Annotated in this window: 27 protein-coding genes and 1 other annotated feature; of the genes, 5 read left to right on the forward strand and 22 right to left on the reverse strand. The window is 55.3% G+C overall.

Translation table 11 applies throughout. The features are described 5' to 3' along the window. The first annotated feature begins 90 nt into the window (after positions 1-90). From dapB to GKG36_RS06650, 3 genes are read left to right on the forward strand one after another with little or no spacing between them, the layout of a single operon-like run. Positions 91-849, forward strand: coding sequence for a 4-hydroxy-tetrahydrodipicolinate reductase (gene dapB, locus GKG36_RS06640; RefSeq protein WP_097775500.1), 759 nt, complete (start codon positions 91-93; stop codon positions 847-849). A 54-nt stretch (positions 850-903) separates the two neighbouring features. Next, positions 904-2,211, forward strand: coding sequence for a CapA family protein (locus GKG36_RS06645; protein ID WP_243139005.1), 1,308 nt, complete (start codon positions 904-906; stop codon positions 2,209-2,211). Positions 2,212-2,261: 50 nt separating this feature from the next. After that, the gene (locus GKG36_RS06650) at positions 2,262-2,729 is read left to right on the forward strand and encodes an ACT domain-containing protein (protein WP_097775498.1); all 468 of its coding nucleotides are present in this window, start codon (positions 2,262-2,264) and stop codon (positions 2,727-2,729) included. Positions 2,730-2,821: 92 nt separating this feature from the next. Here the strand turns inward: GKG36_RS06650 and tyrS are convergent, their stop codons facing one another. From tyrS to ligA, 22 genes are all read right to left on the reverse strand, one after another. Continuing rightward, entirely contained in the window at positions 2,822-4,042 is a 1,221-nt protein-coding gene (tyrS, locus tag GKG36_RS06655) for a tyrosine--tRNA ligase (RefSeq protein ID WP_154259842.1), read from the reverse strand. A gap of 64 nt (positions 4,043-4,106) precedes the next feature. Next, positions 4,107-4,362 (reverse strand) — a binding site (T-box leader). Between the two features lie 65 nt (positions 4,363-4,427). Then, the gene (recN, locus tag GKG36_RS06660) at positions 4,428-6,092 is read right to left on the reverse strand and encodes a DNA repair protein RecN (RefSeq protein ID WP_154259844.1); all 1,665 of its coding nucleotides are present in this window, start codon (positions 6,090-6,092) and stop codon (positions 4,428-4,430) included. Between the two features lie 21 nt (positions 6,093-6,113). Next, the gene (locus tag GKG36_RS06665; RefSeq protein ID WP_005942062.1) at positions 6,114-6,596 is read right to left on the reverse strand and encodes an arginine repressor ArgR; all 483 of its coding nucleotides are present in this window, start codon (positions 6,594-6,596) and stop codon (positions 6,114-6,116) included. Positions 6,597-6,614: 18 nt separating this feature from the next. Next, entirely contained in the window at positions 6,615-7,466 is an 852-nt protein-coding gene (locus tag GKG36_RS06670; RefSeq protein WP_005942060.1) for an NAD(+)/NADH kinase, read from the reverse strand. A 33-nt stretch (positions 7,467-7,499) separates the two neighbouring features. Continuing rightward, positions 7,500-8,303: a TlyA family RNA methyltransferase gene (locus GKG36_RS06675; protein WP_173012908.1), complete on the reverse strand. Its 804-nt coding sequence runs from the start codon at positions 8,301-8,303 to the stop codon at positions 7,500-7,502. Beyond that, positions 8,300-10,183: a 1-deoxy-D-xylulose-5-phosphate synthase gene (dxs, locus tag GKG36_RS06680; RefSeq protein WP_154259846.1), complete on the reverse strand. Its 1,884-nt coding sequence runs from the start codon at positions 10,181-10,183 to the stop codon at positions 8,300-8,302. The genes GKG36_RS06675 and dxs overlap by 4 nt, the downstream gene beginning before the upstream one ends. Before the next feature lie 68 nt (positions 10,184-10,251). Then, positions 10,252-10,719 (reverse strand): divergent PAP2 family protein, encoded by a 468-nt coding sequence (locus GKG36_RS06685; protein ID WP_005942054.1) that lies wholly within the window; start codon positions 10,717-10,719, stop codon positions 10,252-10,254. 32 nt (positions 10,720-10,751) lie between these two features. Further along, positions 10,752-11,633: a polyprenyl synthetase family protein gene (locus GKG36_RS06690; protein WP_120079276.1), complete on the reverse strand. Its 882-nt coding sequence runs from the start codon at positions 11,631-11,633 to the stop codon at positions 10,752-10,754. Further along, a complete protein-coding gene (gene xseB, locus GKG36_RS06695; RefSeq protein WP_223387585.1) occupies positions 11,633-11,848 on the reverse strand; it encodes an exodeoxyribonuclease VII small subunit in 216 nt (71 codons plus the stop codon). Before xseB ends, GKG36_RS06690 begins: the two co-directional genes overlap by 1 nt. Then, positions 11,826-13,049, reverse strand: coding sequence for an exodeoxyribonuclease VII large subunit (gene xseA / locus GKG36_RS06700; RefSeq protein ID WP_154259848.1), 1,224 nt, complete (start codon positions 13,047-13,049; stop codon positions 11,826-11,828). The genes xseB and xseA overlap by 23 nt, the downstream gene beginning before the upstream one ends. Continuing rightward, on the reverse strand, positions 13,037-13,978 hold the full coding sequence (locus GKG36_RS06705) for a glycoprotease (RefSeq protein ID WP_097781770.1): 942 nt from the start codon (positions 13,976-13,978) through the stop codon (positions 13,037-13,039). Before GKG36_RS06705 ends, xseA begins: the two co-directional genes overlap by 13 nt. Next, positions 13,975-14,409, reverse strand: a complete 435-nt coding sequence (nusB, locus tag GKG36_RS06710) for a transcription antitermination factor NusB (RefSeq protein WP_005942043.1) — start codon at positions 14,407-14,409, stop codon at positions 13,975-13,977. The genes GKG36_RS06705 and nusB overlap by 4 nt, the downstream gene beginning before the upstream one ends. A gap of 74 nt (positions 14,410-14,483) precedes the next feature. Then, positions 14,484-14,855, reverse strand: a complete 372-nt coding sequence (locus GKG36_RS06715; RefSeq protein WP_242702820.1) for an Asp23/Gls24 family envelope stress response protein — start codon at positions 14,853-14,855, stop codon at positions 14,484-14,486. 175 nt (positions 14,856-15,030) lie between these two features. Continuing rightward, complete coding sequence (locus tag GKG36_RS06720; RefSeq protein ID WP_005942037.1) at positions 15,031-15,657, reverse strand: SpoIIIAH-like family protein; 627 nt, start codon at positions 15,655-15,657, stop codon at positions 15,031-15,033. A gap of 32 nt (positions 15,658-15,689) precedes the next feature. Then, positions 15,690-16,223 (reverse strand): stage III sporulation protein AG, encoded by a 534-nt coding sequence (locus GKG36_RS06725; RefSeq protein ID WP_154259850.1) that lies wholly within the window; start codon positions 16,221-16,223, stop codon positions 15,690-15,692. After that, positions 16,220-16,690, reverse strand: coding sequence for a hypothetical protein (locus GKG36_RS06730; protein ID WP_154259852.1), 471 nt, complete (start codon positions 16,688-16,690; stop codon positions 16,220-16,222). Before GKG36_RS06730 ends, GKG36_RS06725 begins: the two co-directional genes overlap by 4 nt. A gap of 3 nt (positions 16,691-16,693) precedes the next feature. After that, positions 16,694-17,776 carry a stage III sporulation protein AE gene (locus GKG36_RS06735; RefSeq protein ID WP_154259854.1) on the reverse strand — a complete coding sequence of 361 codons (1,083 nt, stop codon included), beginning with the start codon at positions 17,774-17,776 and terminating at the stop codon, positions 16,694-16,696. Further along, positions 17,773-18,156: a stage III sporulation protein AD gene (locus GKG36_RS06740; protein ID WP_120119865.1), complete on the reverse strand. Its 384-nt coding sequence runs from the start codon at positions 18,154-18,156 to the stop codon at positions 17,773-17,775. The genes GKG36_RS06735 and GKG36_RS06740 overlap by 4 nt, the downstream gene beginning before the upstream one ends. Then, positions 18,153-18,347: a stage III sporulation protein AC gene (gene spoIIIAC / locus GKG36_RS06745; RefSeq protein ID WP_154259856.1), complete on the reverse strand. Its 195-nt coding sequence runs from the start codon at positions 18,345-18,347 to the stop codon at positions 18,153-18,155. Before spoIIIAC ends, GKG36_RS06740 begins: the two co-directional genes overlap by 4 nt. Before the next feature lie 18 nt (positions 18,348-18,365). Beyond that, positions 18,366-18,830, reverse strand: coding sequence for a hypothetical protein (locus GKG36_RS06750; RefSeq protein ID WP_154259857.1), 465 nt, complete (start codon positions 18,828-18,830; stop codon positions 18,366-18,368). Further along, entirely contained in the window at positions 18,827-19,720 is an 894-nt protein-coding gene (locus tag GKG36_RS06755) for an ATPase, T2SS/T4P/T4SS family (RefSeq protein WP_173012909.1), read from the reverse strand. Before GKG36_RS06755 ends, GKG36_RS06750 begins: the two co-directional genes overlap by 4 nt. Positions 19,721-19,848: 128 nt before the next feature. Then, complete coding sequence (gene ligA / locus GKG36_RS06760; protein ID WP_173012910.1) at positions 19,849-21,849, reverse strand: NAD-dependent DNA ligase LigA; 2,001 nt, start codon at positions 21,847-21,849, stop codon at positions 19,849-19,851. 622 nt (positions 21,850-22,471) lie between these two features. Here ligA and GKG36_RS06765 point away from each other — a divergent pair. Continuing rightward, positions 22,472-23,047: a uracil-DNA glycosylase gene (locus GKG36_RS06765; RefSeq protein ID WP_005942018.1), complete on the forward strand. Its 576-nt coding sequence runs from the start codon at positions 22,472-22,474 to the stop codon at positions 23,045-23,047. A gap of 70 nt (positions 23,048-23,117) precedes the next feature. Next, a complete protein-coding gene (locus GKG36_RS06770; protein WP_097781765.1) occupies positions 23,118-24,203 on the forward strand; it encodes a hypothetical protein in 1,086 nt (361 codons plus the stop codon). Positions 24,204-24,236: the final 33 nt, after the last annotated feature.

The following is a 24,236-nucleotide window of genomic DNA, read 5'->3' on the forward strand; positions in this document are numbered from 1 at the left end:
GTTTTTGGCTGCAAAATGCCCGGCGGAGCGCTCTGTCCGGGCATTTTGCGATATGCCGATATGCAAAACGGGCAGGAAAGGATAAAAATTATGACGGATATTGTGATTCAGGGCATCGGCGGCCGCATGGGCCATGTGCTGTGTGATATGATCGCACAGCGCGAGGACTGCCGTGTGATTGCAGGCATCGACATAAAGGATGGCGAACAGAACGGCATCCCTGTGTATGACAGCCTGGAAAAGCTGGACGGCAAGGGCGATGTGATCATCGATTTCAGCTCTCCGGCCGCTGTGGAAAAGGCTCTGCCCTACTGTGAAGCTCACAAGTTGCCCATCGTGGTGTGCACCACCGGCCTTTCGGAAGAGCTGCAGCTCAAGGTGGTGCAGCTATCCCGCACGGTGCCGGTGTTCAAGAGCGCTAATATGTCCATGGGCATCAATGTGCTGTCGGAGCTGTGCAAGCGCGCTTCGGCTATTCTGGGTGTGAACTACGATGTTGAGATCGTGGAGCAGCACCACCACAACAAGCTGGATGCACCCAGCGGCACCGCTCTGATGCTGGCCGATGCCATCAATGAGCAAAACAATGGCGAATATCATTATGTTTACGACCGTTCTTCTGTCCGCCAGAAGCGCGACCCGAAGGAAATTGGTATCAGTTCCGTGCGCGGCGGCAGCATCGTGGGTGATCACGAAGTGCTGTTCTGCGGCCCGGACGAGGTGATCACTCTCAAGCACACCGCTTACTCCCGCAATATTTTTGCAAACGGCGCCGTGAATGCAGCAGTTTACCTTGCAAAAAAGGAGCCGGGCCTGTACAATATGGGTGATATGATCGCTGCACTTTAAAAAGCCTGATTGCTTTGCTTTTGGCAGAAACATGGTGGAAGGATGTGGACGCGGATGAGCAAACAATCCCCGCAACAGCACCGGCGCAGACCGACTGCAAAACGCCGTGCCAGAAGGCAGGCTTTCTGGACAGCCGGAGCGATGCTGATCGTATTTCTGTTCTGCCTGCCATTGCTGCCAAAGTTCTTTCTGCAGGAAAGCATACCGACGGCAGAACCGGTGAGCACGGAAAGCTCTTCTGCAGGTTCTGCCACTGTATCACAGCCGGAAGAAGCAGAGCCTGCGCCAGAGCCGGAACCGCAGCCGCTGGTTCAGACTGTCCGCTTTTCTGCAACAGGAGATAATCTGATCCACGCTCCCATTTATAAGCAGGCGCAGCGCCGCGCTTCCGGAGAGGAAGCTTACAGTTTCGATTACTGTTACGAACATATTGCGCCTTTTTATGCACAGCATGATGTGAACTGGATCAATCAGGAAACACTCTGCACGGATGAATTGGAACCATCCTCCTACCCGTGCTTTTCCACTCCGGGCGATTGCGCCCGTGCGCTTTACCGGGCGGGTGTGCGGGTGTTCAGCCTGTCCAATAACCACACCCACGATAAAGGCGCTTCCGGCATTGCCGCTACCCTGCGCTTCTGGGGCAGTATGCCGGAGGATGTAGTGACCACCGGTTTGTGGAAGGGAGAAAGCGACTACGGTCATATCCCGCTGCAGACTGTCAATGGTGTAACGATCGCATATCTTTCCTACACAGAGCATACCAATGGCATCCCGCAGAACAGCTCCATGCAGGCCAATGTGATCTATACCAGCCAGACCGATGTGATCGAGCAGCAGGTAAAAGCGGCACGTCAGCTTGCAGATTTTGTGGTGGTGGGTGTGCACTGGGGCGTAGAAAACAGCCATGCCATCGCAGATCCGCAGCGAACTCTGGCGCAGAACCTTGCAGACTGGGGTGCAGACTTGATCATTGGCACCCACCCGCATGTGCTGCAAAATGCACAATGGCTGACTGCAGCAGACGGCAGACAGGTGTTCACGGCCTATTCTCTGGGCAATTTTATCAGCACGCAGGAAAAGCCTGATCAGCTGGTCGGCGCAATTTTATCGGTCCAGCTTGAAAAAACGACCGAACCGGACGGCACTGTCCGTTGCAGCGTGCTCTCTCCCAGACTTCTGCCGACGGTGACCCACTATGATGCAGGCAAATCCAATGTGCGTACCTACCTGTTCCGCGATTATACCGAAGCCCTTACAAAGGCCCACGGAGTACGGCAGGCGTATCCAGATTTCAGCCTGGAAATGATTCAGTCCATTGCCCGGGAAAATATCGACCCGGAGTTTTTGCAGCTTACCTGAATATTTTTGTATTGTTGAAGCCCGCCTTTCGGGCAGAACGGAGGATCCTTATGTACGGAGTATCGAAGATCAATATTGAGCCGAGCCTCATGATGATCAGTGTGCAGGATGTAGAGTTCAAGGGCAACAGCCTCGCACGTTACCTGCAGATCTTTGCAGATAACGGTGTGGTCGTAGATATGATCAGCCAGAGTGCACCCCATGGCACCACCATCGATTTCAGCTTTACCGCTTCCAGCAGTGATCTTCCGCTGGTGATGAAGGCTATTTCCGTTGCAAATCTGGACAAGGATGCCAAGGCTTCTCCGCTGATCAGCGTGGGTTATTCCAAGCTGAACCTGTTTGGTGAAGAAATGGTCACCAGCTGCGGCGTGGCTGCCCGTGCACTGAATTCTCTGGCAATGGCCGGCATTGAAGTACTGCTTATCACCACCAGCGATCTGGATATTTCCCTGCTGGTCCACGCAGAGAATGAGGATGCAGCTTACGAAGCATTGAAGAAGGCTTACGAGCTGTAAATTCTGCAAGCAAGCGAGCAATCCTCCATCAAGTGAAAAAATGCCGGTGCACTCCAAAACAGAGTACACCGGCATTTTCATGTTCAATATTTTTACAGAGTGACTTTGTGGTAGATCTTCTTGCCCTTCTTGATCACAATACCCTTTGCCAGCTGCTCAGCAGAGAAGCCAACGGTGGGAGCGGCTACCTTCTCGCCATCCACCAGAACACCGCCCTGCACGACCAGACGGCGTGCCTCGCCGTTGGATGCTGCCAGACCAGCCTTGACCATCAGGGTCAGGATACCGATGGAGCCATCGGTCAGGTCGGCCTCGGTCAGCTGAGTAGAAGGCATGTGCTCGGTATCCATTGCGCTGCCGCTGAACAGTGCGCGGGCAGCATTCTGGGCCTTTTCGGCCTCTTCTTTGCCATGGACCATGCTGGTCAGCTCGTAAGCCAGAATTTCCTTAGCTTCGTTCAGGCGCTGATCCTTCCATGTGCTCATCTCGTCGATCTGCTCCAGCGGCAGGAAGGTGAGCATACGGATGCACTTCATCACATCGGCATCGCCCACATTGCGCCAGTACTGGTAAAACTCGAATGGACTGGTCTTGTTGGGGTCCAGCCAGACAGCATTGCCGGCAGTCTTGCCCATCTTCTTGCCCTGAGAGTCGGTCAGCAGGGTGATGGTCATAGCATAAGCGTCCTTGCCCAGCTTGCGGCGGATCAGCTCGGTGCCGCCCAGCATGTTGCTCCACTGGTCGTCGCCGCCGAACTGCATGTTGCAGCCGTAGTGCTGGAACATGTAGTAGAAGTCGTAGCTCTGCATGATCATGTAGTTGAACTCGAGGAAGGACAGGCCCTTCTCCATGCGCTGCTCGTAGCACTTGGCGCGCAGCATGTTGTTCACGGAGAAGCAGGCACCCACATCACGCAGCAGTTCCACGTAGTTCAGGTTCAGCAGCCAGTCTGCATTGTTCAGCATCAGTGCCTTACCCTCAGAGAAGTCGATGAACTTTTCCATCTGCTTTTTGAAGCATGCGGCATTGTGGGCGATATCCTCTTTGGTCAGCATCTTGCGCATGTCGGTACGGCCGGAGGGGTCGCCGATCATGGTAGTGCCGCCGCCAATCAGGGCAATAGGCTTGTTGCCTGCCATCTGCAGGCGCTTCATCAGGGTCAGGGCCATAAAGTGGCCTGCGGTCAGGCTGTCGGCAGTGCAGTCAAAGCCGATGTAAAAGGTTGCCTTGCCATTGTTGATCAGGTCGATGATCTCTTCATCAGTGATCTGGGCTACCAGGCCGCGGGCCTTGAGTTCTTCGTACAGAGTCATGATTTTTTCCTCCTGTTTGTGGGCAGAGGGAAAAATAAAACACCCCCTGCCAAAAATGAATTTGGCAGAGGGCGAGAAAATTCGCGGTACCACCTCTGTTTGCCGCTTCCTCACAGAAACGACCTCACGAGTGCACACCCCAGAGTAGAGAGACACTCCTGCGTTTGTAACGCTCGCACGCGGCACAGCCTACTAACCTGAACGGCATTCAGCCTGCAGCTCCGGGAGGTACTTCCCCTGCTGCTCTGCGGCCCCTTACACCAACCGGGGTTTCTCTGGGCAGAACACTTCAAGGTACTTGTTCCCTTCATCGCCATTAACAAGGACTACTTTATCACAATGCTTCGGGCTTGTCAACCCCTTATCTGCAGCGGCTTATTTTGGCTTATTTTGCGCCAAGACCCAGCATTTCGCGGGCATTGGCACGCGAAAGCTCGGTAACGTGGTCGCCGGAGATCAGCCGGGCCAGTGCTTCCACCCTGCCCTCCTCATCCAACGGATGGATCTCGGTATAGGTGCGGTCATTGGCTACATTTTTCTGAATCAGCAGATGGCAGTCCGCCAGTGCAGCGATCTGGGCTGTATGGGTGATGCACAAGATCTGGTGGCCCTGTGCGCTCTGGCGCAGTACCTCACCAATACGCCCGGCGGCTTTGCCAGAAACACCGCTGTCGATCTCATCATAGATCACGGTAGGCACGGCATCCCTATCGGCCATTGCATTTTTGATGGCCAGCGTGATGCGGCTCAGCTCGCCGCCGGAAGCAATTTTTGCAAGGGGTTTGGGCGCCTCACCGGGGTTTGTGGAAATGTAGAACTCGATGCTGTCCTGCCCATGGCTTGCCAGCGGGCCGCGGGTATGGCGCAGTGTCATGCGCACGCCCGGCATGTTCAGAAAATCCAGCGTGCCGGAAATACGCTTGTTCAGCTCTTCAAAAGCGCGCAGGCGCGTCTGGGTCAGTGCTTCTGCCTTTTCGCGGGCCAGCGCATAAAGGCGGAGCTTTTCTGCCTGCAGGTGGTCATGCCGCTCCTGCGAGGACTGGATGCGCTCCAGTTCTTCCCTTGCATTCTGTCCAAAAGCGATCACGTCTTCTACCGTATCACCATATTTGCGCTTGAGCTTGTAGATCAGATCCAGACGCTGTTCAATCTCGTCCAGCTCCGCATCGTTGGTATCATAGGAATCCAGCCGACCGATCAGATCTGCGGCAACATCCTTTGCATTGTAATACAGATCCAGCAGCTGACTGGATGCACCGGCAAGTGCATCATCCAGCTGCGCGGCAGCATCCACTGCATTGGATGCCTCGCCCAGCAGATCGACTGCGCCGGAGGCCTCGTCATCGCCCGAAAGCAATGCATAGCTCTGTGCGATCTTATCCCGGATGGCAGATGCATTGGCAAGGATCTTGCGGCGGCTTTCCAGCGTCTGTTCCTCTCCGGCGGTCAGCCCGGCATCCTCGATCTCCTGCACCTGATAGCTCAACAGATCGATTCTGCGCTGCTTTTCAGCTTCGTCGGTGATCATGGCATCCAGCTCCCGCTTGATGCGCACAAGCTCCCGGTACAGGACATAATAGTCCTGAAACTCCGCGCTGTTCTGCGCATAATCATCCAGAATGCCCAGATGTCTTGCCGGGTTCAGAAGGCCCACAGAGTCGTGCTGACCGTTGATATTGATAAGTCCTCCGCACAGCTCCCGCAGAACCGCAGCCGTTGCAGGCATTCCGTTGATGCGGCAGGTGCTTTTGCCCTCGGCTGTGATCTCGCGGCTGAGCATCAGTGCATCCGAGCGCTCGTAGCCCGCCTTCTCAAGGCTGTCCAGTACCGTACCGGGCACCTCCTCAAAGGCTGCACGGATCACCGCCTTGGAGGCCCCTGTGCGCACAAGATCCTTTGAAGTGCGGTTTCCCAGGATCGCATTGATGGAATCGATCAGGATCGACTTGCCGGCACCAGTCTCACCGGTAAGAACATTCAGGCCCGGCTTGAAATGTACTTCAGCCTTCTGGATCACAGCAACATTTTCAATTTGCAGGCTGCTCAGCATATCTTTTCTCCCGCGTTATTTTTATCCAATGTGTCTCGTCAGTTCCGAGCAGATCGTTTTTGCATCACGCTCCGACCGTGCAACGATCAGGAACGTGTCGTCGCCCGAAAGCGTGCCGACCACATTTTTCCACTGCAATGCGTCAAAAACCTCGCATGCGGCGTTGGCCATGCCAGAATAGCACTTTACCAGCACAACATGTCCGGCGTAATCCACCCCCAGCACGGATTCATGAAAGATCGTTTCAAACCTTCCCTGCGTTTTGGGGTTGAAGCTTTCGTTCCGGCTGGAGACATAGCGATACCCCTCTGCCGTGGCAGCTTTTACCAAACACAGCTCCCGGATATCGCGGGAAACGGTGGCTTGTGTTACCTCGAATCCCTCTTTGGAAAGGTGATCCAGCAGAACTTCCTGCCGGCTGATCGGGTGTTCCTGCACAAGCCGGAGAATCACCTGCTGACGTTCTCCCTTGCTTTTTACATCTTCCTTACGGCTGCGCGCCATCGTAAACTCGCCTCCCCTTTATCGTCTGCTGCGAAGCTTCTGGTCAATGGCCTGGAACTGATCTGCTTTTCCGAAGGTGATCAGCTTTACCACCTGATCGGAGAGCCTTACTTCAGCCGTTGCGCCGGCCTTGAGCGGACAGCCAGCTCTGCCATCGCAGCTGATAAACACTTCATCATCGGCCACCTGTCCCACACAGATATTCAGCTTGCGCTCCTGCGCAAACACCATGGCCGGGCTGGCCAGACTGTGCGGACAGATAGGCGTTACAACAACGCCCTTCGTCTGGGAATCCAGGATCGGCCCGCCCGCCGCCAGCGAATACGCTGTGGAGCCGGTGGGCGTTGCAACGATCACACCGTCCCCACGGTAGTGCTCTACTAAAATATCATCGCAGTAAATGCTGAAATCGATTGCCTGCTGCAGGCGGCCCTTTGTGACCACCACGTCATTCAGGGCGTGGCCCTCCCAGCCATCGTGGCCAAGAACGCGGACATACAGCAGCATCCGGTTGTCTACGCTGAACTCTCCCCGTGCAACAGCGGAGAGCTTGGCTTCCATCTCGCTGACTTCGCAGGTAGCCAGAAAACCACAGCGTCCCAGATTGATGCCCAAGATCGGCTTTGCGTACCGAAGCGAAAGATTTGCCTCATGCAGAATGGTGCCGTCGCCGCCAATGGTCAGGATCACATCTGCCTGCTCAAGGCATTCCTCCAACGGCAGATAAACCACTCCGGCCGTGCTGCAGCTTGTGCGTGGCTGTTCACACATCAGAACAGCTGCACCATGGTTCATTAGAATCTGCGCCGCGCGCAGTGCGATCTCGTTGGCAGAGGTCTTGCCGGGATTCGGCGAAATATAGATCGTCATGCGGGAAGCTCCTTTTTCTGGTCTGATGGCAGCTCAGCGGTCCAGCGTGCTGTGGCTTGCCGCCACCACCTGCTCTGCAACGCTGTCGTCCAGCACGGAAGGTTCACCGCTCTTCTGCACGAACATCAGGTATTCAATGTTGCCCTCAGGTCCCTTTACCGGGCTGAAATCCAATCCGCGTACAGCAAAACCGTTTGCAGCAGCATAGCCCATGGCATTGTGCAGCACTTCACGGTGGGTAGCAGGGTCGCGCACCACACCGTTCTTGCCAACCTTTTCGCGTCCAGCTTCAAACTGCGGCTTGACCAGACAAACGCCCATGGCATCCGGCGTTGTGATTGCCTGTGCCACCGGGAAAATATGGTGCAGCGAGATAAACGAGACATCCACACTGAAAAACTCGATCTGCTCGGCAAGATTCTCCGGTTTGACATTGCGGATGTTCGTGCGCTCCATGTTCACTACGCGCTCGTCTGTGCGCAGACTCCATGCAAGCTGTCCATAGCCGACATCCACCGCATAGACCTTGACGGCACCATTCTGCAGCATACAATCCGTAAAGCCGCCGGTAGATGCTCCAATGTCCATGCAGACCTTGCCATTGGGTGTAAGCGGGAAACACTTCATAGCTTTTTCCAGCTTCAGGCCGCCGCGGCTGACATAGCCAATGTCGTGTCCGCGCACTTCCACCTTGGCATCTTCCTTGATCATCTCTCCGGCCTTGTCAACCTTTTGCTCATTGACAAAAACGATGCCGGACATGATCAGCGCCTTTGCGCGCTCACGGCTCTGTGTCAGACCATGCTGAACAAGATATTGGTCCAATCGAATCTTCACAGTAAATTTTCTCCTTTCGTCACGGCCATCTGCACGGCCTGTACAAGATGCGCTGCATCCAGACCGGTTGCCTGTTTGATCTGTGCCACACTGGCATGCGGAAGACACGCGTTCCGCACTGCACAATGGATAAAGCGCCCATTCCATCCGTTTTGCTGCAAAGCATATTCCAGATGTTCACCAATGCTTCCGTTTGCAATGCATTCTTCCGCAAACAGGATTATTTTATATTTCGACAGATCAGCGATTATTTTATCTGTAAAGGGATACAGCTTTACAGCCTTTATCACATCACACGCAATACTTTTCTGCTGTAATTCACGTTCTGCCTGCAAAAGGTCGGCCAGTTCGTCGGCGTAACTCACCAGAACGATTGTTGCATCATCCGCTTTGCGCAGGAAATCATAATCTTCGCCGGTGCAGCCAAATTCCGCCAGAGCTGTATCCTGCCCACCGCGGGGATAACGAATTGCCCGTGGACCATGGAAGCGGTCACTCAACAGCTGCTGCAGCCAGTAATTCAGTTCCTGATAATTGGAAGGCGCATACAGCGGCATTCCAAGCTGGCTCAGGAAAGCGGGATCGTAAATGCCCTGATGCGTTTCGCCATCCGCTGGGACAAAACCGGCGCGGTCGATGGCAAAAACTACATTCTCCCGCAGCAGATTTACGTCGTGGATGATCTGATCATAGGAACGCTGCAGGAAGGTGGAATAAATGCATACCACCGGCAGCATGCCCTGACTTGCAAGCCCGGCAGCAAAGGTCACAGCGTGCTGCTCTGCCATACCGACATCAAAAAAACGCTCCGGGTGGCTGTGCGCAAAAAACTGCAGGCCGGTGCCATACTTCATTGCTGCAGTGATGGCGCAGATATTCGGGTTCCGGTCGCCTTCCGTCACAAGAGCATTGCCAAATACCGTCGAGAACGATTCCTTTGGTGCCACCTCCGGGTCGGGCATTCCATCCGGATCAAATGCCGACACGCCGTGATAGTTGCCGGGGTTTACCTCGGCCGGCTGATAGCCCTTGCCCTTTTTTGTGATCACGTGCAGAAAATGTGGTCCTTGCCGGTTGCGGATGGTGCGCAGTGTGCGTTCCAGCTCTTCCACGTTGTGGCCATCCACCGGCCCGATGTACTGGAAGCCCATATCCTCGAACATGGTAGAGTGGTACATTGCCCGACGCAAAAGCGTCTTACACTCGGTGATGTTTTTTTTCAGTGGAGCGCCCACCAGCGGTACTCCATCCAAAAAGCTGCGCACATTATCCTTGGCATCAAAATAGGCCGTGGTCGTGCGCAAATGAGTCAGATAGCGGGCAAGTGCACCGACATTTTTAGAAATGGACATCTTGTTGTCGTTCAGGATCACAAGAAGGTTGTCCAGCTGTTCAATGTTGTTCATGCCCTCGTAGACCATGCCGCCGGTAAAGGCACCATCGCCGATCACCGCGACCACAAGCCCTGCTTCATGATGCAGCTTTTTGGCCCACGCCATGCCGATCGCAAGCGAAAGCGCCGTGTTTCCGTGCCCGGCAATGAATGCATCGTGTTCACTCTCGTTCGGGTTCGGGAAACCGGAGATTCCGTCGAGCTGGCGCAGTTTATCAAACTGTCCGCGCCGACCCGTAAGGATCTTGTGTGTGTAGCACTGGTGACCGACATCAAACACGATTTTGTCCTGTGGTGTATCCAGAACACGGTGCAGCGCAACGGTAAGCTCTACCACGCCAAGGTTTGAGGCAAGGTGGCCGCCCGTCTTGGAAATATTCTCCAGCAGAAACTGGCGGATCTCCGTGCACAGCTGTTTCACCTGCTGTTCATTCAGTTGCTTTAAATCTCTGGGCTGATTGATGCTGTCCAGCAGCAATGCTCCCATAAATCACACGTCCTTCAAATGAAGATTTTCTGTTGCTGCAGTGCGTTCCTGCGTGAAAAAAGAATGTCTCAAGCCAGCGGATACAGGAAGCCGACGGCTGCGCCAACCAGTACGCCTGCCACGACCTGCAGCGGCGTATGGCCGACCATCTCCTTCAGATGCATGTTCTGCAGGAAAGGAGCATTCTTCTCGCTCACTTCGATCCACTGATCGATCATCTGGTTCAGGACCTTGGCCTGCTCGCCAGTCTCATGCCGCACGCCCATGGCATCGTGCATGGTAATGATTGCCACCACGCTTGCCACTGCAAAAATGGCAGAGTCAACACCCACACAGCGTCCGGTTGCAATGACCATGGCACAGACCGTTGCGCTGTGGGCACTGGGCATACCGCCATCACCCCACATGCGTTCCAACTGGAACTTGCCCAGCAGGATAAAATTGATGATGGTTTTAAGCACCTGCGCCACAAGCCAGCCGAGCAGTGAAACCGTAAGGATCTGATTGAAAGACAGGATGTTTTGAATAAGCTGCATAATCTTTTTCCTTTATTCTGTATGGATTATTTTTAGTTTTTACGCACAAGAAGCTGCTGCGCAAGCTGTTCCAGAAACGCAGCTTTTTCGCCAAAATTCCGGTGCAGTTCCGTGCAGGTCTCCTGATTCAGGTCATGTGCAAGCTTCATGGCACCTTCCGCACCATAAAGGGTCACAAAGGTAGTCTTTCCATTTTCGCTGTCGCTGCCAATGGGCTTTCCCAGCTGTTCCGGTGTGCTGGTAACATCCAGCACATCGTCCACGATCTGAAAAACAAGGCCCAGACCATAAGCATACTGTTCCAGCGCTCTGCACTGTGCTTCATCCGCTTTGGCCGCAGCCGCACCCATCTGAATGGCTGCATTGATCAGCGCACCCGTTTTATTGCGGTGGATCAGCCGAAGCTGGTCTTCTGTTGCGGCCAACGCTTCGTATTTCAGATCCAGTTCCTGCCCATAGACCATGCCGCGGCTGCCAGCGCCTGCACCCAGTGCCCGCGCTGCCTGTACACAGACAGACGCATCTGCCGGGGCATTGGCGACTGTCTCAAATGCTTCTGTCAGCAGCACATCACCGGCCAGCATGGCAGTTGCTTCGCTAAACGCCTTGTGGCAGGAAGGACGGCCGCGGCGCAGATCATCATTGTCCATGCAGGGCAGGTCATCGTGAATGAGCGAATAGCAGTGCAGCATTTCTACAGCAGCTGCAAACTGCTGTGCCGCCTGCATACTGCCGCCCAGCATATCGCAGACGCTGAGAACAAGAACTGCACGGATCCGTTTGCCGCCGCCCATCAGGCTGTAGCGTGCCGCACGGCACACCTCGGATTCTTCCGGCAGAAAACGGCCGCAGGCCTTTTCCAGCGCGGCCATTGCCTGCGCCAGATAATTCTGATACTGCTCCTGATAGTCCATTAGCTTTCCTCCTGCACTGTGCCCGCAAGCTTTGCGTCGATCTCGTCAATCTGCAGCGATGTTTTTTCCAGTGCAGCATGGCAGTACTCCATCAGAGAAGCGGCCTCTGCATACAGTTTGACCGAATCTGCAAGGGTCGTATCCTCGCTCTGCATCTGTGCAAGGAGCGTATTCAGCCGTTCCATGCCTTCCTCAAAACTTTTGGGTGTTCTCATTGATCTCCTCCACCGCTTCCACCCTGCACTTTGCACGGCGGGAAGCGCTGCGAACATAGATTGTTTTTTCCGGCTGCAGATCATCTGCATTTAAAATAGTACCGTTGGCTGCTGTGACCATCGTGTAGCCGCGCGCCAGCACCTTGTATGGATCCAGCGAACCAGTAAGTGCTGCCGCATGACCCAGCTGCAATTCTGCAGAATGCAGGCGTTTCTGCATCTGCTGACGGATGGCATCCTGCACCTGCTGCAGCTGACCCTGACTTTTTTGCCAGTTTCGGCGTGCAAGGCCCTGCTCCAACACAAAGTTGTATTGTTCCAGACCATTATAGCATAAATCAAAACGTTTTTGCATATTTTTGCGAATATTTTGCTGCAAATCCAGCAATATCCGTTCCTGCTCTGCCCGATCCGGTACAGCCAGCTCTGCTGCAGCCGAAGGTGTTGGGGCACGGCAGTCTGCCACAAAATCCAGAATGGTATAGTCGATCTCGTGGCCGATTGCGCTGATCAGTGGTTTTTTGCAGCGGTATGCAGCCCGGGCGATCATCTCTGCGTTAAAGACCCACAGGTCTTCCCGGCTGCCGCCTCCGCGTGCAACGATGATCTCGTCCACCTCTTTGCGCTGATCCAGCTTTTTGATGGCATCGGCCACCTGCTGCGCGGCTTCAAACCCCTGCACTGTCACCGGACACAGCAGCAGCCGTACCGATGGCCAGCGCCGTGTGAGCACATTGCGGATATCCTGCAATGCGGCTCCCGTCTTGCTGGTGACAACACCAATGCATTTAGGGAATGCCGGCAGCGGCTTTTTATGTTCCAGGGCAAACAGGCCCTCCTGCTCCAGCTTTGCTTTGAGCTGCTCCAATGCAAGCTGTGCGGTGCCAATGCCATCCGGGAACATATCGTTCACGTACAGCTGAAATGCGCCATCGCGCTCATAAAGGGTAGCGCGGCAGCGCACGACTACACGCATTCCCTCTTCCGGGCGGAAAGCAAGGCGGCGTGCATCAGTGCGGAACATTACCGCTTTGACGCTGCAGACATCATCCCGCAGAGAAAAATAGCAGTGCCCGCTGCGCGCATTCTGTACAAAATTTGCGATCTCGCCGCGCAGGGCAAGGTCAAACAAAGCATCGTTGGCATCCAGCAGCGTTTTTACATAACGGTTGAGTGCTGAAACGGTAATCACTTCAGCCATAATCCGGCCTCCCGCGCTGCCAGGATCGAAACACCGATGGCATTATCGCTAGAATACTGTCCCGGCACAAAGTAGACCTGCGGCAGACGTTTCTGCACCCATGCACGGATGATATCGCTGCTCATCACTCCGCCAGCACATACCACCGGCAGGCCGGGGTATTCCTTCTGTGCAGCTTTGGTCATTTTTACCACTGTATCCGCCACACAGAGCAGGCAGTACTTGCACACATATTCCGGCGTTTTGCCTGCGGCAAGCAGGGCATTGCACTGGTTTTCCAGCCCGGAAAGGCTGCATTGCATCCCCTTCACGCTGGATTTTGGCTTGATCTCCTCAGTGCACTGTGCAGCCAGACGGGAAACCTCGGCACCCGCCGGGAAGCCAAAGCCAAGCCTGACCCCCACACGGTCCACAGCCTGTCCGGCATAAAGGTCTGTGCTGGTGCCAAGCGTTGTGATCCGGCGCACCTGATCGCAGAGCAGCAGGTCCGTGGTGCCGCCGGAAATATGGAACAGCAGAACTTTTTCAGCAAACAGCTGTTCCCCCTTAGCTGCAAACAGCGCTGCGGCAGCGTGACCCTGCTGATGGGTCGTCAGCACAAGTGGGATCCCTTTTGCATGTGCAAAGGCCGTTGCAGCATTGACACCTGCAAGAAAGCAAGGCATATAGCTGCCTTCTACCGGGCGGGGCTTTTGCGATACGCCCACAGCATCGATCTGCGTCAGATCAAATTCCTGCGCCAGTTCCTGCATCATCTCCGGCAGCGCGACCGTATGATGAAACAGTGCATCGCTTTGCCGCAGGCCCAGCTGGCCCGCTTTTACCGGCAAAAAGCGCTTCTTTGCGCAAACAACCTCTCCAGCTGTATCAAACACTGCCAGAGAGGTTGCATAGTTGCTTGTATCAATGCCAAGCGTATAACGGCTCACTGTTCGGCTTGCTCCGCATCCAGACCGTGATCCCGGGCCACTGCGCCAAGCAGACCGTTCACGAACTGGTAATCTTCGTCCGCACCATACTTTTTCGTCAGTTCCACCGCCTCGTTGATGGCAACACCGGGCTTATTCTCGCCGCCAAACAGCATCTCGGCAACTGCCAGACGCAGGATGGTCAGGCTGACACGAGGCAGGCGCTCCATGGTCCAGTTGCGCAGATGTGCACGGATCTCATCATCCACCTCGGCAGAATGATCGTAGTATGCGTTCAGCAGATGCTTGCTGAAACCATCCACAGGGTGCTCTTCATCGTTTTCTTCATGGCTGGTAATGGCCTCTGCCAGCGGGATATCACCAAAGGTCTGCGAAAATGCCAGCAAAAATGCATTCTCGCGTGCTTCTCTACGGGGCAAAATATTTTCCATAATGTTCCTCTCGCAGCACGAAGCCTCTCCGGCCAGAGCACAGAGAGGATCGGCTTCCAATTCTGAATTTTATTTTACTTCTCTGCTGCAGTGGTTTCTGCAAGGCCGGCAATCACCAGATTGACGCGGCTCACAGTGACATTGGTCATGTTCTGCACAGCGTTCTTCACGTTTTCCTGCACCTTTTCGGCCACAGCAGGAATGCGTGCGCCAAAGCTCATCATCAGGTTCAGAGTGATGTTTGCGGTACCATCCCGCATTTCCACCACGACCGGAGACTGGATGCTGGATGCTTCCAGCAGATCCTTGAGCTTTTTATTTTGTCTGCCGCAGGAAACCTCGGCAACGCCGTCAATTTCCAATGCTGCGCAGCGTGCGATCTTGCCAATGACTTCGGTGGAGATCTGAAGGCTGCCGCCCCGAAGATCTGTATTCTGAAAATCCATTGTGTTGTCCTCCATTCAAAAGCGGGCACAGCCTGCTTTTTCTTGTTTGAAATGGTCCTGCCTGAAACGATCAATGCCATACGCAGGACAACATCATTCTTTATTGATAGAGTTATTATACCATCAAAGCGGGTGCGATTTCAATACTTGTTTCGGAAAACTCTGCCGCACCTTCTTATTTGACCTCCACCACCGTGATGTTCTGGGCAGTCACAGTGCTTTTGTTCAGCACCACATCCCGGATCTGTGCCACCTGTGCCGCTGTGAGCGGTTCACCGGAGGTCATCACGGTAAGGTCTGCCCGGCCGGACTGCAAAAAGCACAGGCAGTCTGCAAAACCTTTGGCTTTGATCAGCGTTTCGATCTCATTCTCCGCATTCAGATCTTCCAGATTTGCGGTCATCTGGGCGGTATATTCCTTCTTTTCCTCTGCGGAAAGCGACGAGGATTTCATCGTTTTCTTGATGGAATCCATCGCCTCATCGTGGGCCTTCTGTCGCTTAAGCCGAGCCTGCTCAAAAAACTTTGCACCGCTGTCACTGGCAACGCTTACAAGCTGCGCTTCACCATAGTTTTTGTTGGCGCTGGACACCGCTTCGGCCTCTGTGGGCAGCTCATCCAGAACCGTCTGCGCCTGTACCGGGACATCCTCAGCCTCTGCCGCGACCATTGCAGCATTGTCCGGCAGCTCCGTGGGCACATCGCTGCGGGCGTACTGCCAGTTCAAGTATACGGCGATCACCAGTGCGGCAGCCAATGTAACAGCTGTGGCCCTGCGGGTATTTCTGGAAAGTGCTCTCATAAATCGTTCCTCCTTATAAAAGCTGCAGGGTCTCAGCCCTTGCGCTGTTCCACACAAATGCGGTTGGATGGCAGATCCAGCAGTGCGCTTACCAGTTCGGTGATCCGGGCAGCAACGCGGATGTCTCCGCCGCCCTCGCACAGCACGGCCACACCGCACACCTGCGGCAGACATACCGTTTCGGTCAGGGCTGAACCATCTTCCAGCAGGACATGGGTCTGCTGGGACTGCATTTCTCCGGACTGTGTATCCAGCGCATAAATGGCTTCTTCCCCAGTCTCCAGCGTGACCATCACGGTCGTTTTGCCCGCACCGCTCATCTGTGAGATCAGATGTTCCAGCCGGTTCTCCAGCTGTGCCTGATATTCCGTGCTGCTCTGGGCAGACTTTGTGTTTTTTGTGCTGCCCGCTGCCGTGTTCTGCGGAAAAAGTTCCGACAGCAGGATCAACAGCATTGCCAGAATGCCTACTGCCGCAGCAAGCCTTGCTCTGCCCTGTTTCCCTTTACATTTCCGGGCAAAATCTTTCACGGAATCTCCGAACGAAATGCCCCCTGCTTGTTTCATTCGGTGCCCTCCTGTACTTCCAGTATCGGTGCCATGCCAAGCTCCTGCTGCAGATATGCCGCGATCCGGCTCTGCTCTGCGGATGTGCACGCCGCCGGGAGGATCACAAGCACCTTTTCTGCCCGAACGGTCTGTTCTGTCCGGGTCAGTGTGATCTCCAGTTTCACCTTTGTACCAAAGCGCCGCTCACACTCTGCGCAAAGATCCGCTTCCAGCCGTTCCTGCGTTCCCTGTAAGAGCGATGTCTCCGTACTCTGGATGCTGACCGCTGCCGGAGCAGCCGCCGCTGCACTTTTCAGTTCCAGCTTCATCTGCGGAGCCAGCCGGAACAGGATCACTAGAATATATAGCCCGGCAACGGCTTTTATGCATCTGCCCGCCCAGCCTGCGCCCGCCAGCAGCGTCGTGATCTCCGCACAGATACAGGCAATGCAGAACGCCGATGCCGCCGTCTGAAATGCGTGCATTTCCTATCCGCCTCCCGTCATCATCAGAAGCCCCACGCCTACCGTCAGCAGTTCAAAAAACAGTGCCGTTACTGCTGCCATGCATTTTACCGCTTCGGCCATGCAGTCAAACAGCGCCTGACAGCGCCGGTTCTCCGCAAGGCCGCACAGAAGCCTGCATCCTGCAAGGAATAGCAAATGGAGCAGAAGCTGCAGATACAATGGCAGAAATTCGGCCCCGATCACGGCAAGCGCCGCAAAACCCAGACTGCTTTTGAGCAGCTGCATCCCGGCAAGAAATACTTCTGCCGTATCGCTCAGAGCCTGCCCGATCACCGGCACGCCGCCGGTAAGCAGCTGGCCCAACCGCAGTGCAGAACGGTCCAGCTGAACTGTTACCGCTCTTTGCAGCCCTAACAGCACTGCAAAAATCCGCCCAGCCCAGACAAGCCCCCTGCGCAGCAACGCGCCCATGGCACGGCACGTTTCCGAAAGCCCCTGCTGGGTGCTGATGCAGCACGCCATGCTTACCGCAAGGTAGCTCTGCAGCAGCGGACTGACCACAAGCACCGTACCCTGTGCCAGAAAGCACAGTCCGGTCAGCAGCAGACCGCTTGCCGCTGTGCTGGCATTTACCTCTCCACCGGCAGCGAGCACACCGCTGTACACCGGAAGAAAACCCAGAAGGTAGTTTTTCCACCCCTCCATCCGCTCACAGATCAGCTGTGCAAGGCTGATCAGATCTCCCCACAAAAGAGTGCCGCAGCCCACAGCCGCAGCTAGCTCCAACAAGGCGCTGTCGGCTGCTCCTCCCACCAGAAATGAAAGCACGATCAGCAACAGTAAAAACAGCAGAACATCCGCATAGCAGTGTGCCATCTGCCGGATCATCTCTGCCGGTGATCCCGGCAGGAGCGCGAGCAGAGATTTGAGCGGATCTTTGGCAAAGGACTCTGCACTTTGCGGAGCTTTTTCCAGATAAGGCTGCCAAAGCTCCTGTCCGGGTAGGCCCTGCAGCTGTGCCGCAGCGGCATCAGGTGCAAAAGCCAGAAAGCATACGGTGCACAATACAAACGCTGCCGCTTTTTGCAGGAATTTTTTTATCATGCGGCAAGCCCCCAGATCTTCTGGCAGATCTCTTCCAGCAGAGGAAATGCTGCCGCCAGAACCAAACATCGGCCCGCAAACCCGGCGCACCATGCCAAAGTATCCGCACCAGCTTCTTCACACAGGGTCCGCGCGTAATCGGTCAGCAGCAAAATTCCGGCACAGCGCAGCAGGCAGGCAAATGCAGGCCCGTCCACCCGGCGGCTGAAAGCCAGTACATTCCGAAGCAGCTCCTGCACCGCCGCTCCAAGCTGCAGCAGCACAAACAATGCTGCGCCAACGGACAGCAGAAACGCATAGGCCGGTGCATCCTTCCGCAGCAGAAGCTGCGCCGCTGCAAAGACGACCACTGCCCCCAGAATGGAAAAAGATGTACTCATAGTGCAAACAGCGACTTGATGATAACGAACAGTGCGCTGATCTGCTTGACAAGGATGGAAAGCACTACCACAAGACCCGCAAGGGTCGTCATCATGGCCTGATCCTCCCGGCCGGAACGGATCAGCAGCTGGTTCAGGACGGCCACGATAATACCGATCGCTGCAATTTTGAACACAAGGTCGATCTCCAAGTTTTCGTCCTCCTGCCACTACAAAAGAATCAGTGCTGCCACCGCGCCGGCTGCAAGGCCAAGCCTGCACGGTAAGCCCTGCCCGGATGCCGCTTTCTGCTGCGCCTGGTGCAGGAATGCTTCAAAACGGGCAGAGTAATAATCCAGTCGTTCGCATTCCTGTGCCGCTTCGCTTTGGCCAAAGCCGGCAAAGCACTGCTCAAAGCAAAGGCGTTCCGCATCATCAAATCTTTCCGGTGCCGGAATTTCCTGCAGTTTTGGTGCTGCATCGCTTTCCAGCAGCTTTTCCTGCACGAGACACCGCTGCAGCTGTTCCAGATCCAGCCTGCGGTAAGCAATCTCCTGCCGGATGCGCTGCAACAGCTCCACGGTGCGCTGCAGCTGCAGGATATGCTGCTCCGTTCTGGCCTGAAATGCAGAACCGGTCAGCCACCCGCACAGCAGGAGCAGTGCAGCCGCTGCCCAATGAAAAAGCCGCATCATACCGTGCAGACCTGCCGGACTTTTCCCGGCGCTGTGCAGCCGTGCAGCAGTACAAATACACGCAGCATTCCATGCCGCTGCAGCGCCTGCACCTGCGGCCGCCGGGCGGCTTCTTCCACGCTTGCGGCATGGACGCTTGCAACAAAGTCCACCCCGCTGTAAAAGCCCTGTTCCAGCGCTGCAGTTTCGGCAAGCGTGCCCAGCTCGTCCAGCAAAATGACCTGCGGCGAAAGCGTGCGCAGTGCCATCTGCACGGCCCGTTCCTTAGGGATGCCGGATAGCAGATCCAGCGGCGGCATCTTCTCGGAATCACCCGGCGGAAAGATCTCGCAGCGCTCGTCCACCACGCAGGCTCGCCGCTGCATCCCGGCCAGTTCTCGTGCGATCTGACGCAGCAGCGTCGTCTTGCCGCTGTCCGGCTCGCCGACCAAAAGCATCCCAATAAAATGCTTTTTCAGTTGCACCAGAAGTTCGTCCGGCAGCTGTACCGGAACCGCCCTTGCAATGCGCAGGTTCAACCCCTGCACCTGCTGCAGAACCGTCTGGCCGTCGCGATCCACATAGCGTCCTGCCACACCCACCCGGCAGCCGGAGGGTGTGGTCAGAAATCCATGCGCAAGCTCCGTCTGGTGCGCATGTACCGCGCCGCCGCACAGGGTGTGAAAGATCTCTTCGATCTGAAACTGATCCAATACACACTCCCTCAGCTGCAGCGGGCACTCCGGCAGGTCCTGCAGCGGGAGCTGCCGACCCGACAGTGTAACAAAAACACCACAGCCTGTCCGGAACCGAAGTTCATGGATCTGCGCTGCCGTCTGTGCTGGCAGCTGGCCCAATGGCCCGGCCAGCCATGAGGGAAGCAGGCGTATCGCCCGATAATACTCATCCACACTGTCCTCTCCTTTTTCAGGCTCATTGCCTGCTATGAGTATATGCCTGTCCCTGCCGGATAGAACCTGCGGACATAAAAATATCCCCGCAGCACAAAACTGCGGGGATATCCATTGGAGCGGTTTTATCAGGTGTTTTCGTCGCTGATCATTGCCAGAAATTCTGCCTCGGTCAGTACCGGGATGCCAAGCGCCTGCGCCTTGGTCAGTTTGGAGCCTGCTGCCGTGCCTGCCACGACATAGGCCGTTTTCTTTGAAACAGAACCGCTGGCCTTACCACCGTTTTTCACGATCAGTGCTTCCGCCTCATTGCGGGAAAGAGTTTCCAGCGTGCCGGTGACCACCAGCGTTTTTCCTGCCAGCTTATCACCCTTCGGTTCGCCCTTCCACTGCATATTCAATCCGGCATCGGCCAGACGATGGACAAGGTCGGTCGTTCCCTCTTTTGCAAAGAATTCTACGACGCTCTGCGCCATTACGCCGCCAAACCCATCGATCTCGCTGATCTGCTCTGCACTTGCTTCCCGGACAGCCTGCAGCGTACCGAAATGCTCTGCCAGCAGGGCTGCAGCTTTATCGCCAATGTTGCGGATGCCAAAGCCGAACAGGAGCTTATCCAGATTGTTCTGCTTGGAAGCCTCGATGGCGTTCAGCAGGTTATCGGCGCTCTTTTCCTTGAACTTATCCAGCGTCAGCAGCTGTTCCCGTGTCAGCGTGTAGATATCCGCTGCGGAGTGCACCATGTCCTTCTCCACCAGCTGGGTGGCAACTGCTGTGCCAAGGCCCTCGATATCCATTGCATCGCGGGAAGCAAAATGGATGATATTGCGCAGTGCCTGTGCCGGGCACTCGGGGTTAACACAGCGCAGAGCTGCTTCATCCTCCAGATGAACGACTGGTGCACCGCAGGAGGGGCAGACCGTGGGCATCTCATAGGGCTGTGCATCCTCTGCGTGATGGGTAACACCGATCACTTCCGGGATGATATCACCCGCCTTGCGCACCTGAATGGTATCGCCGATGCAAAGGCCGAACTGATGGATAAAATCCTCATTGTGCAGGGTCGCGCGGGCAACGGTAGTACCCGCCAGAAAGACAGGGTCAAAGCAGGCCGTCGGGGTAAGAACACCGGTGCGGCCAACTGCGACCTCAATGCTGCGCAGCGTTGTCTCCTTTACCTCTGGCGGATACTTAAACGCAATTGCCCAGCGTGGGAATTTGTTGGTGGAACCCATCAAATCGCGCTGTGCAAAATCGTTCACCTTGATCACTGCACCATCCATATCAAAATCCAGTTTGGCACGGTTCTGGCCGATCTGCTCGATCTCAGCAATGGCCTGCTCAATGTCATGCACGATATGATAGCGCGGCGAGACCGGCAGGCCAAGGCTCTTGAGGTAATCCAGGCTTTCGGCATGTTTGGTAAGCGTTTTGCCGCGGATCTGCTGCACATTGAAAACAAAGATAGAAAGGCCCCGGCTTCCGGTGATCTTTGCATCCTTCTGGCGCAGCGAACCGGCAGCCGCATTGCGCGGATTCTTAAAGGGTGCCGCGCCCTGCAGCTCCTGCTCTGCACACAGCTTCTGGAACGCGCCATGCGGCATATATACCTCACCGCGCACTTCCAGAAATTCGGGTGCATCCTTCAACTTTTTGGGAATGCTGCGAATGGCGCGGACATTGGCGGTCACATCCTCGCCCACCACGCCATCGCCGCGGGTAGAGGCACGAACCAGCTCACCGTTTTCGTATTCCAGACTGCAGGAAAGGCCATCGATCTTGATCTCCACCACATACTCCGGCTCTATGCCGGCTTCCCGCACGCGGCGGTCAAAATCCCGCAGCTCATCATACGAAAATGCATCCAGCAGGCTTTCCATTTTTACCGCATGGGTCACCTTGGGCAGCTTGCTGCTGGCCGTGCCGCCTACCTTCTGGGTAGGCGATGATGCCGTGACCAGCTGCGGAAACTGCGCTTCCAATTCTTTCAGTTCCCGGGTCAGAGCATCATACTCAAAATCTTCAAGCTCCGGGGCATCCTGGTCATAGTAAAGCCGATTGTTTTTCTCAATCACAGCGCGCAATTCTTCCACGCGCTTTTTTGCCTGTTCCAACTCCAAAAGTTCCACTCTCCCGCTATCCGGTTTCTCCCGCGCTGCCGTCCGGCACTACCGCCTGAAAATGCATCGCAGAAAACTATTTTGATTATAACACATCCAGCCGCGCTCTGCAAAGAGAAAGCGGATACAATTTGTATAAGTGCTTTGAAATCTGCACGTGTAATCGTTTTCAATCATCGCTGCAGATTGATTTAAAATCAACGCATGGAGATACTCTTTGTTTATTCTTTTGATAAAGCAACGTATTATCGTGTGATTTCTCCACATCCATGACGAGTGAATCGTCCTGTGGTATCGTTAAGTCGCCAGCCTAAACACACACAGAAAGGGCAACGCATTCGTCGTGAATGCTTTAGGCCTTTGCCCCCCGGCATCGTCCTCATGATGGTCGTGTTCCGTTCGTCACCACGGCAAAGAAAGCCGGTGTGGATGAGCATGTCATTAAAAAGATTGTCGGCCACTGTATTGATGATGTTGCCGAAAAGTCGTATACTAAAAGAGGCATTGAGTGGATTCGTCATTTCATGCAATGCATCGTACCATCCTAGATTTTGTACTATTATTTTAGGAGAAAAGCTGTTCCGATTTGTGAATTAAGTATCATACCGTTTCAAGAGGAGATCAAGCCGCCATGGATTGGGAAACATTAAGATCAAGCTGTCTTGCCTGCACCCGCTGCGAGCTGTGCAAGACCCGCACCAATGTGGTGTTCGGTCAGGGTGTGGAAGATGCCGAAGTTCTGTTTGTGGGCGAAGGCCCCGGCCAGAATGAGGATGAGCAGGGTCTGCCCTTTGTGGGGCGCAGCGGCCAGCTGCTGGACAAATATCTGTTTGCCATCGACCTTGACCGCACGAAGAACTGCTATATTGCAAACATCGTCAAGTGCCGCCCGCCGCAGAACCGTGACCCCCAGCCTGCTGAGAGCGAAGCCTGTATGCCCTGGCTGCGGGAGCAGTTCCGCCTGCTGAAGCCAAAGATCGTGGTCTGCCTTGGCCGCATTGCCGCCCAGCGGATGATCCGAAAGGATTTCTCCGTGACCAAGGAGCATGGCCAGCTGTACGAAAAGGGCGGCATCCTGTTCATGGGAACCTTCCACCCTGCCGCTCTGCTGCGCAGCCCGCAGAACAAGCCTGCAGCCTTTGCTGATTTTACTGCCCTGCGGGACAACATTGAAACGGTATGCAAACATACCTATCATAAAGACTGAATCATTCCCGTTGCAAGAACCAAACACCTTCCTTTTGCATACTCTAAAACAAAAAGAGAGGTGTTCGATTATGGAAACTGCACGACATGATTCCATTGATTTCTTTCTGGGTGCCACAACGCCTGCCGGTTTCAAGGGCTATTTTGAACCGCTGCGCCACGAACCCGGTATGCAGATGTACCTGATCAAAAGCGGGCCGGGCTGCGGCAAATCCACCCTGATGAAGCGGCTTGCCCGTGCTGCCGAACAGCGCGGCGAACTGACGCAGCGCATCCACTGTGCCAGCGACCCGGACAGTCTGGACGGCGTGATTCTGCCCGGGCAGCACAGGGCTATCGTGGATGCCACTGCACCCCATGTGGTGGAGCCGGATGCTCCCGGTGCAGACGAAGTGGTGGTGAGTTTGTACCACACCATCGATGCAGAAAAGCTGCACCAGTGCACCGATGAGGTCAAGGCGCTGTTTGCCCGCAACGCCCTGCTGCGCAGCCGCGCTGCACGATATATTGCATCGGCAGGCAGCCTTTTGCTGGACAGCCGCCGCGCCGAAGCCTGCAGCGCCAATTTTGACAAGGTGCGCCGTTATGTCAAACGGCTGTGCACCCGGGTGATGCCGCGCACGGAAGGCATTGGCAGCGAAGAGCTGCGCCTGCTTTCCGCCGTCACCCCCAAGGGTGAAATGTTTTATCAGGGCACTGCACAGGCATTGGCGGATAAGTTTATCGTGTTCCGGGATGATTACGGCGCGGTGTCCCGCCTGCTGCTGGAGCTGATCCGCGCCGAAGCCCTGACGCGGGGCTACCACATTATTACCTGTCCATGCGCCATGCACCCGGAGGATAAGATCGACCATATCCTGATCCCGGAGCTGAAGCTTGCCTTCCTGACGGATAATCGCTGGCATCCGGTGCATCTGCCCAGTGTGCAGGCTGTGCGGTGCACCCGCTTCCTTGACAGGGAAAATCTGGCAGCGTACCGGGCACGGCTGCGCTTTAACGAGCGTGCTGCCGCCGAACTGCTGGAACAGGCCAGTGCCCTGATGGCACAGGCCAAGAGTTGCCACGATGAGTTGGAGACCTATTACCGTGCAGCGGTGGATTTTGGCAAAGTGGATGAAGCGGCAGCAGAATGCATGGAGATGTTCGGCCTGAAATAATCAGTTTACGTCGACGAACCGGGAGTTTCTCTG

The sequence above is a fragment of the Faecalibacterium sp. BIOML-A1 genome (assembly GCF_009679715.1).
Taxonomy (GTDB): Bacteria; Bacillota; Clostridia; order Oscillospirales; family Ruminococcaceae; genus Faecalibacterium; species Faecalibacterium taiwanense.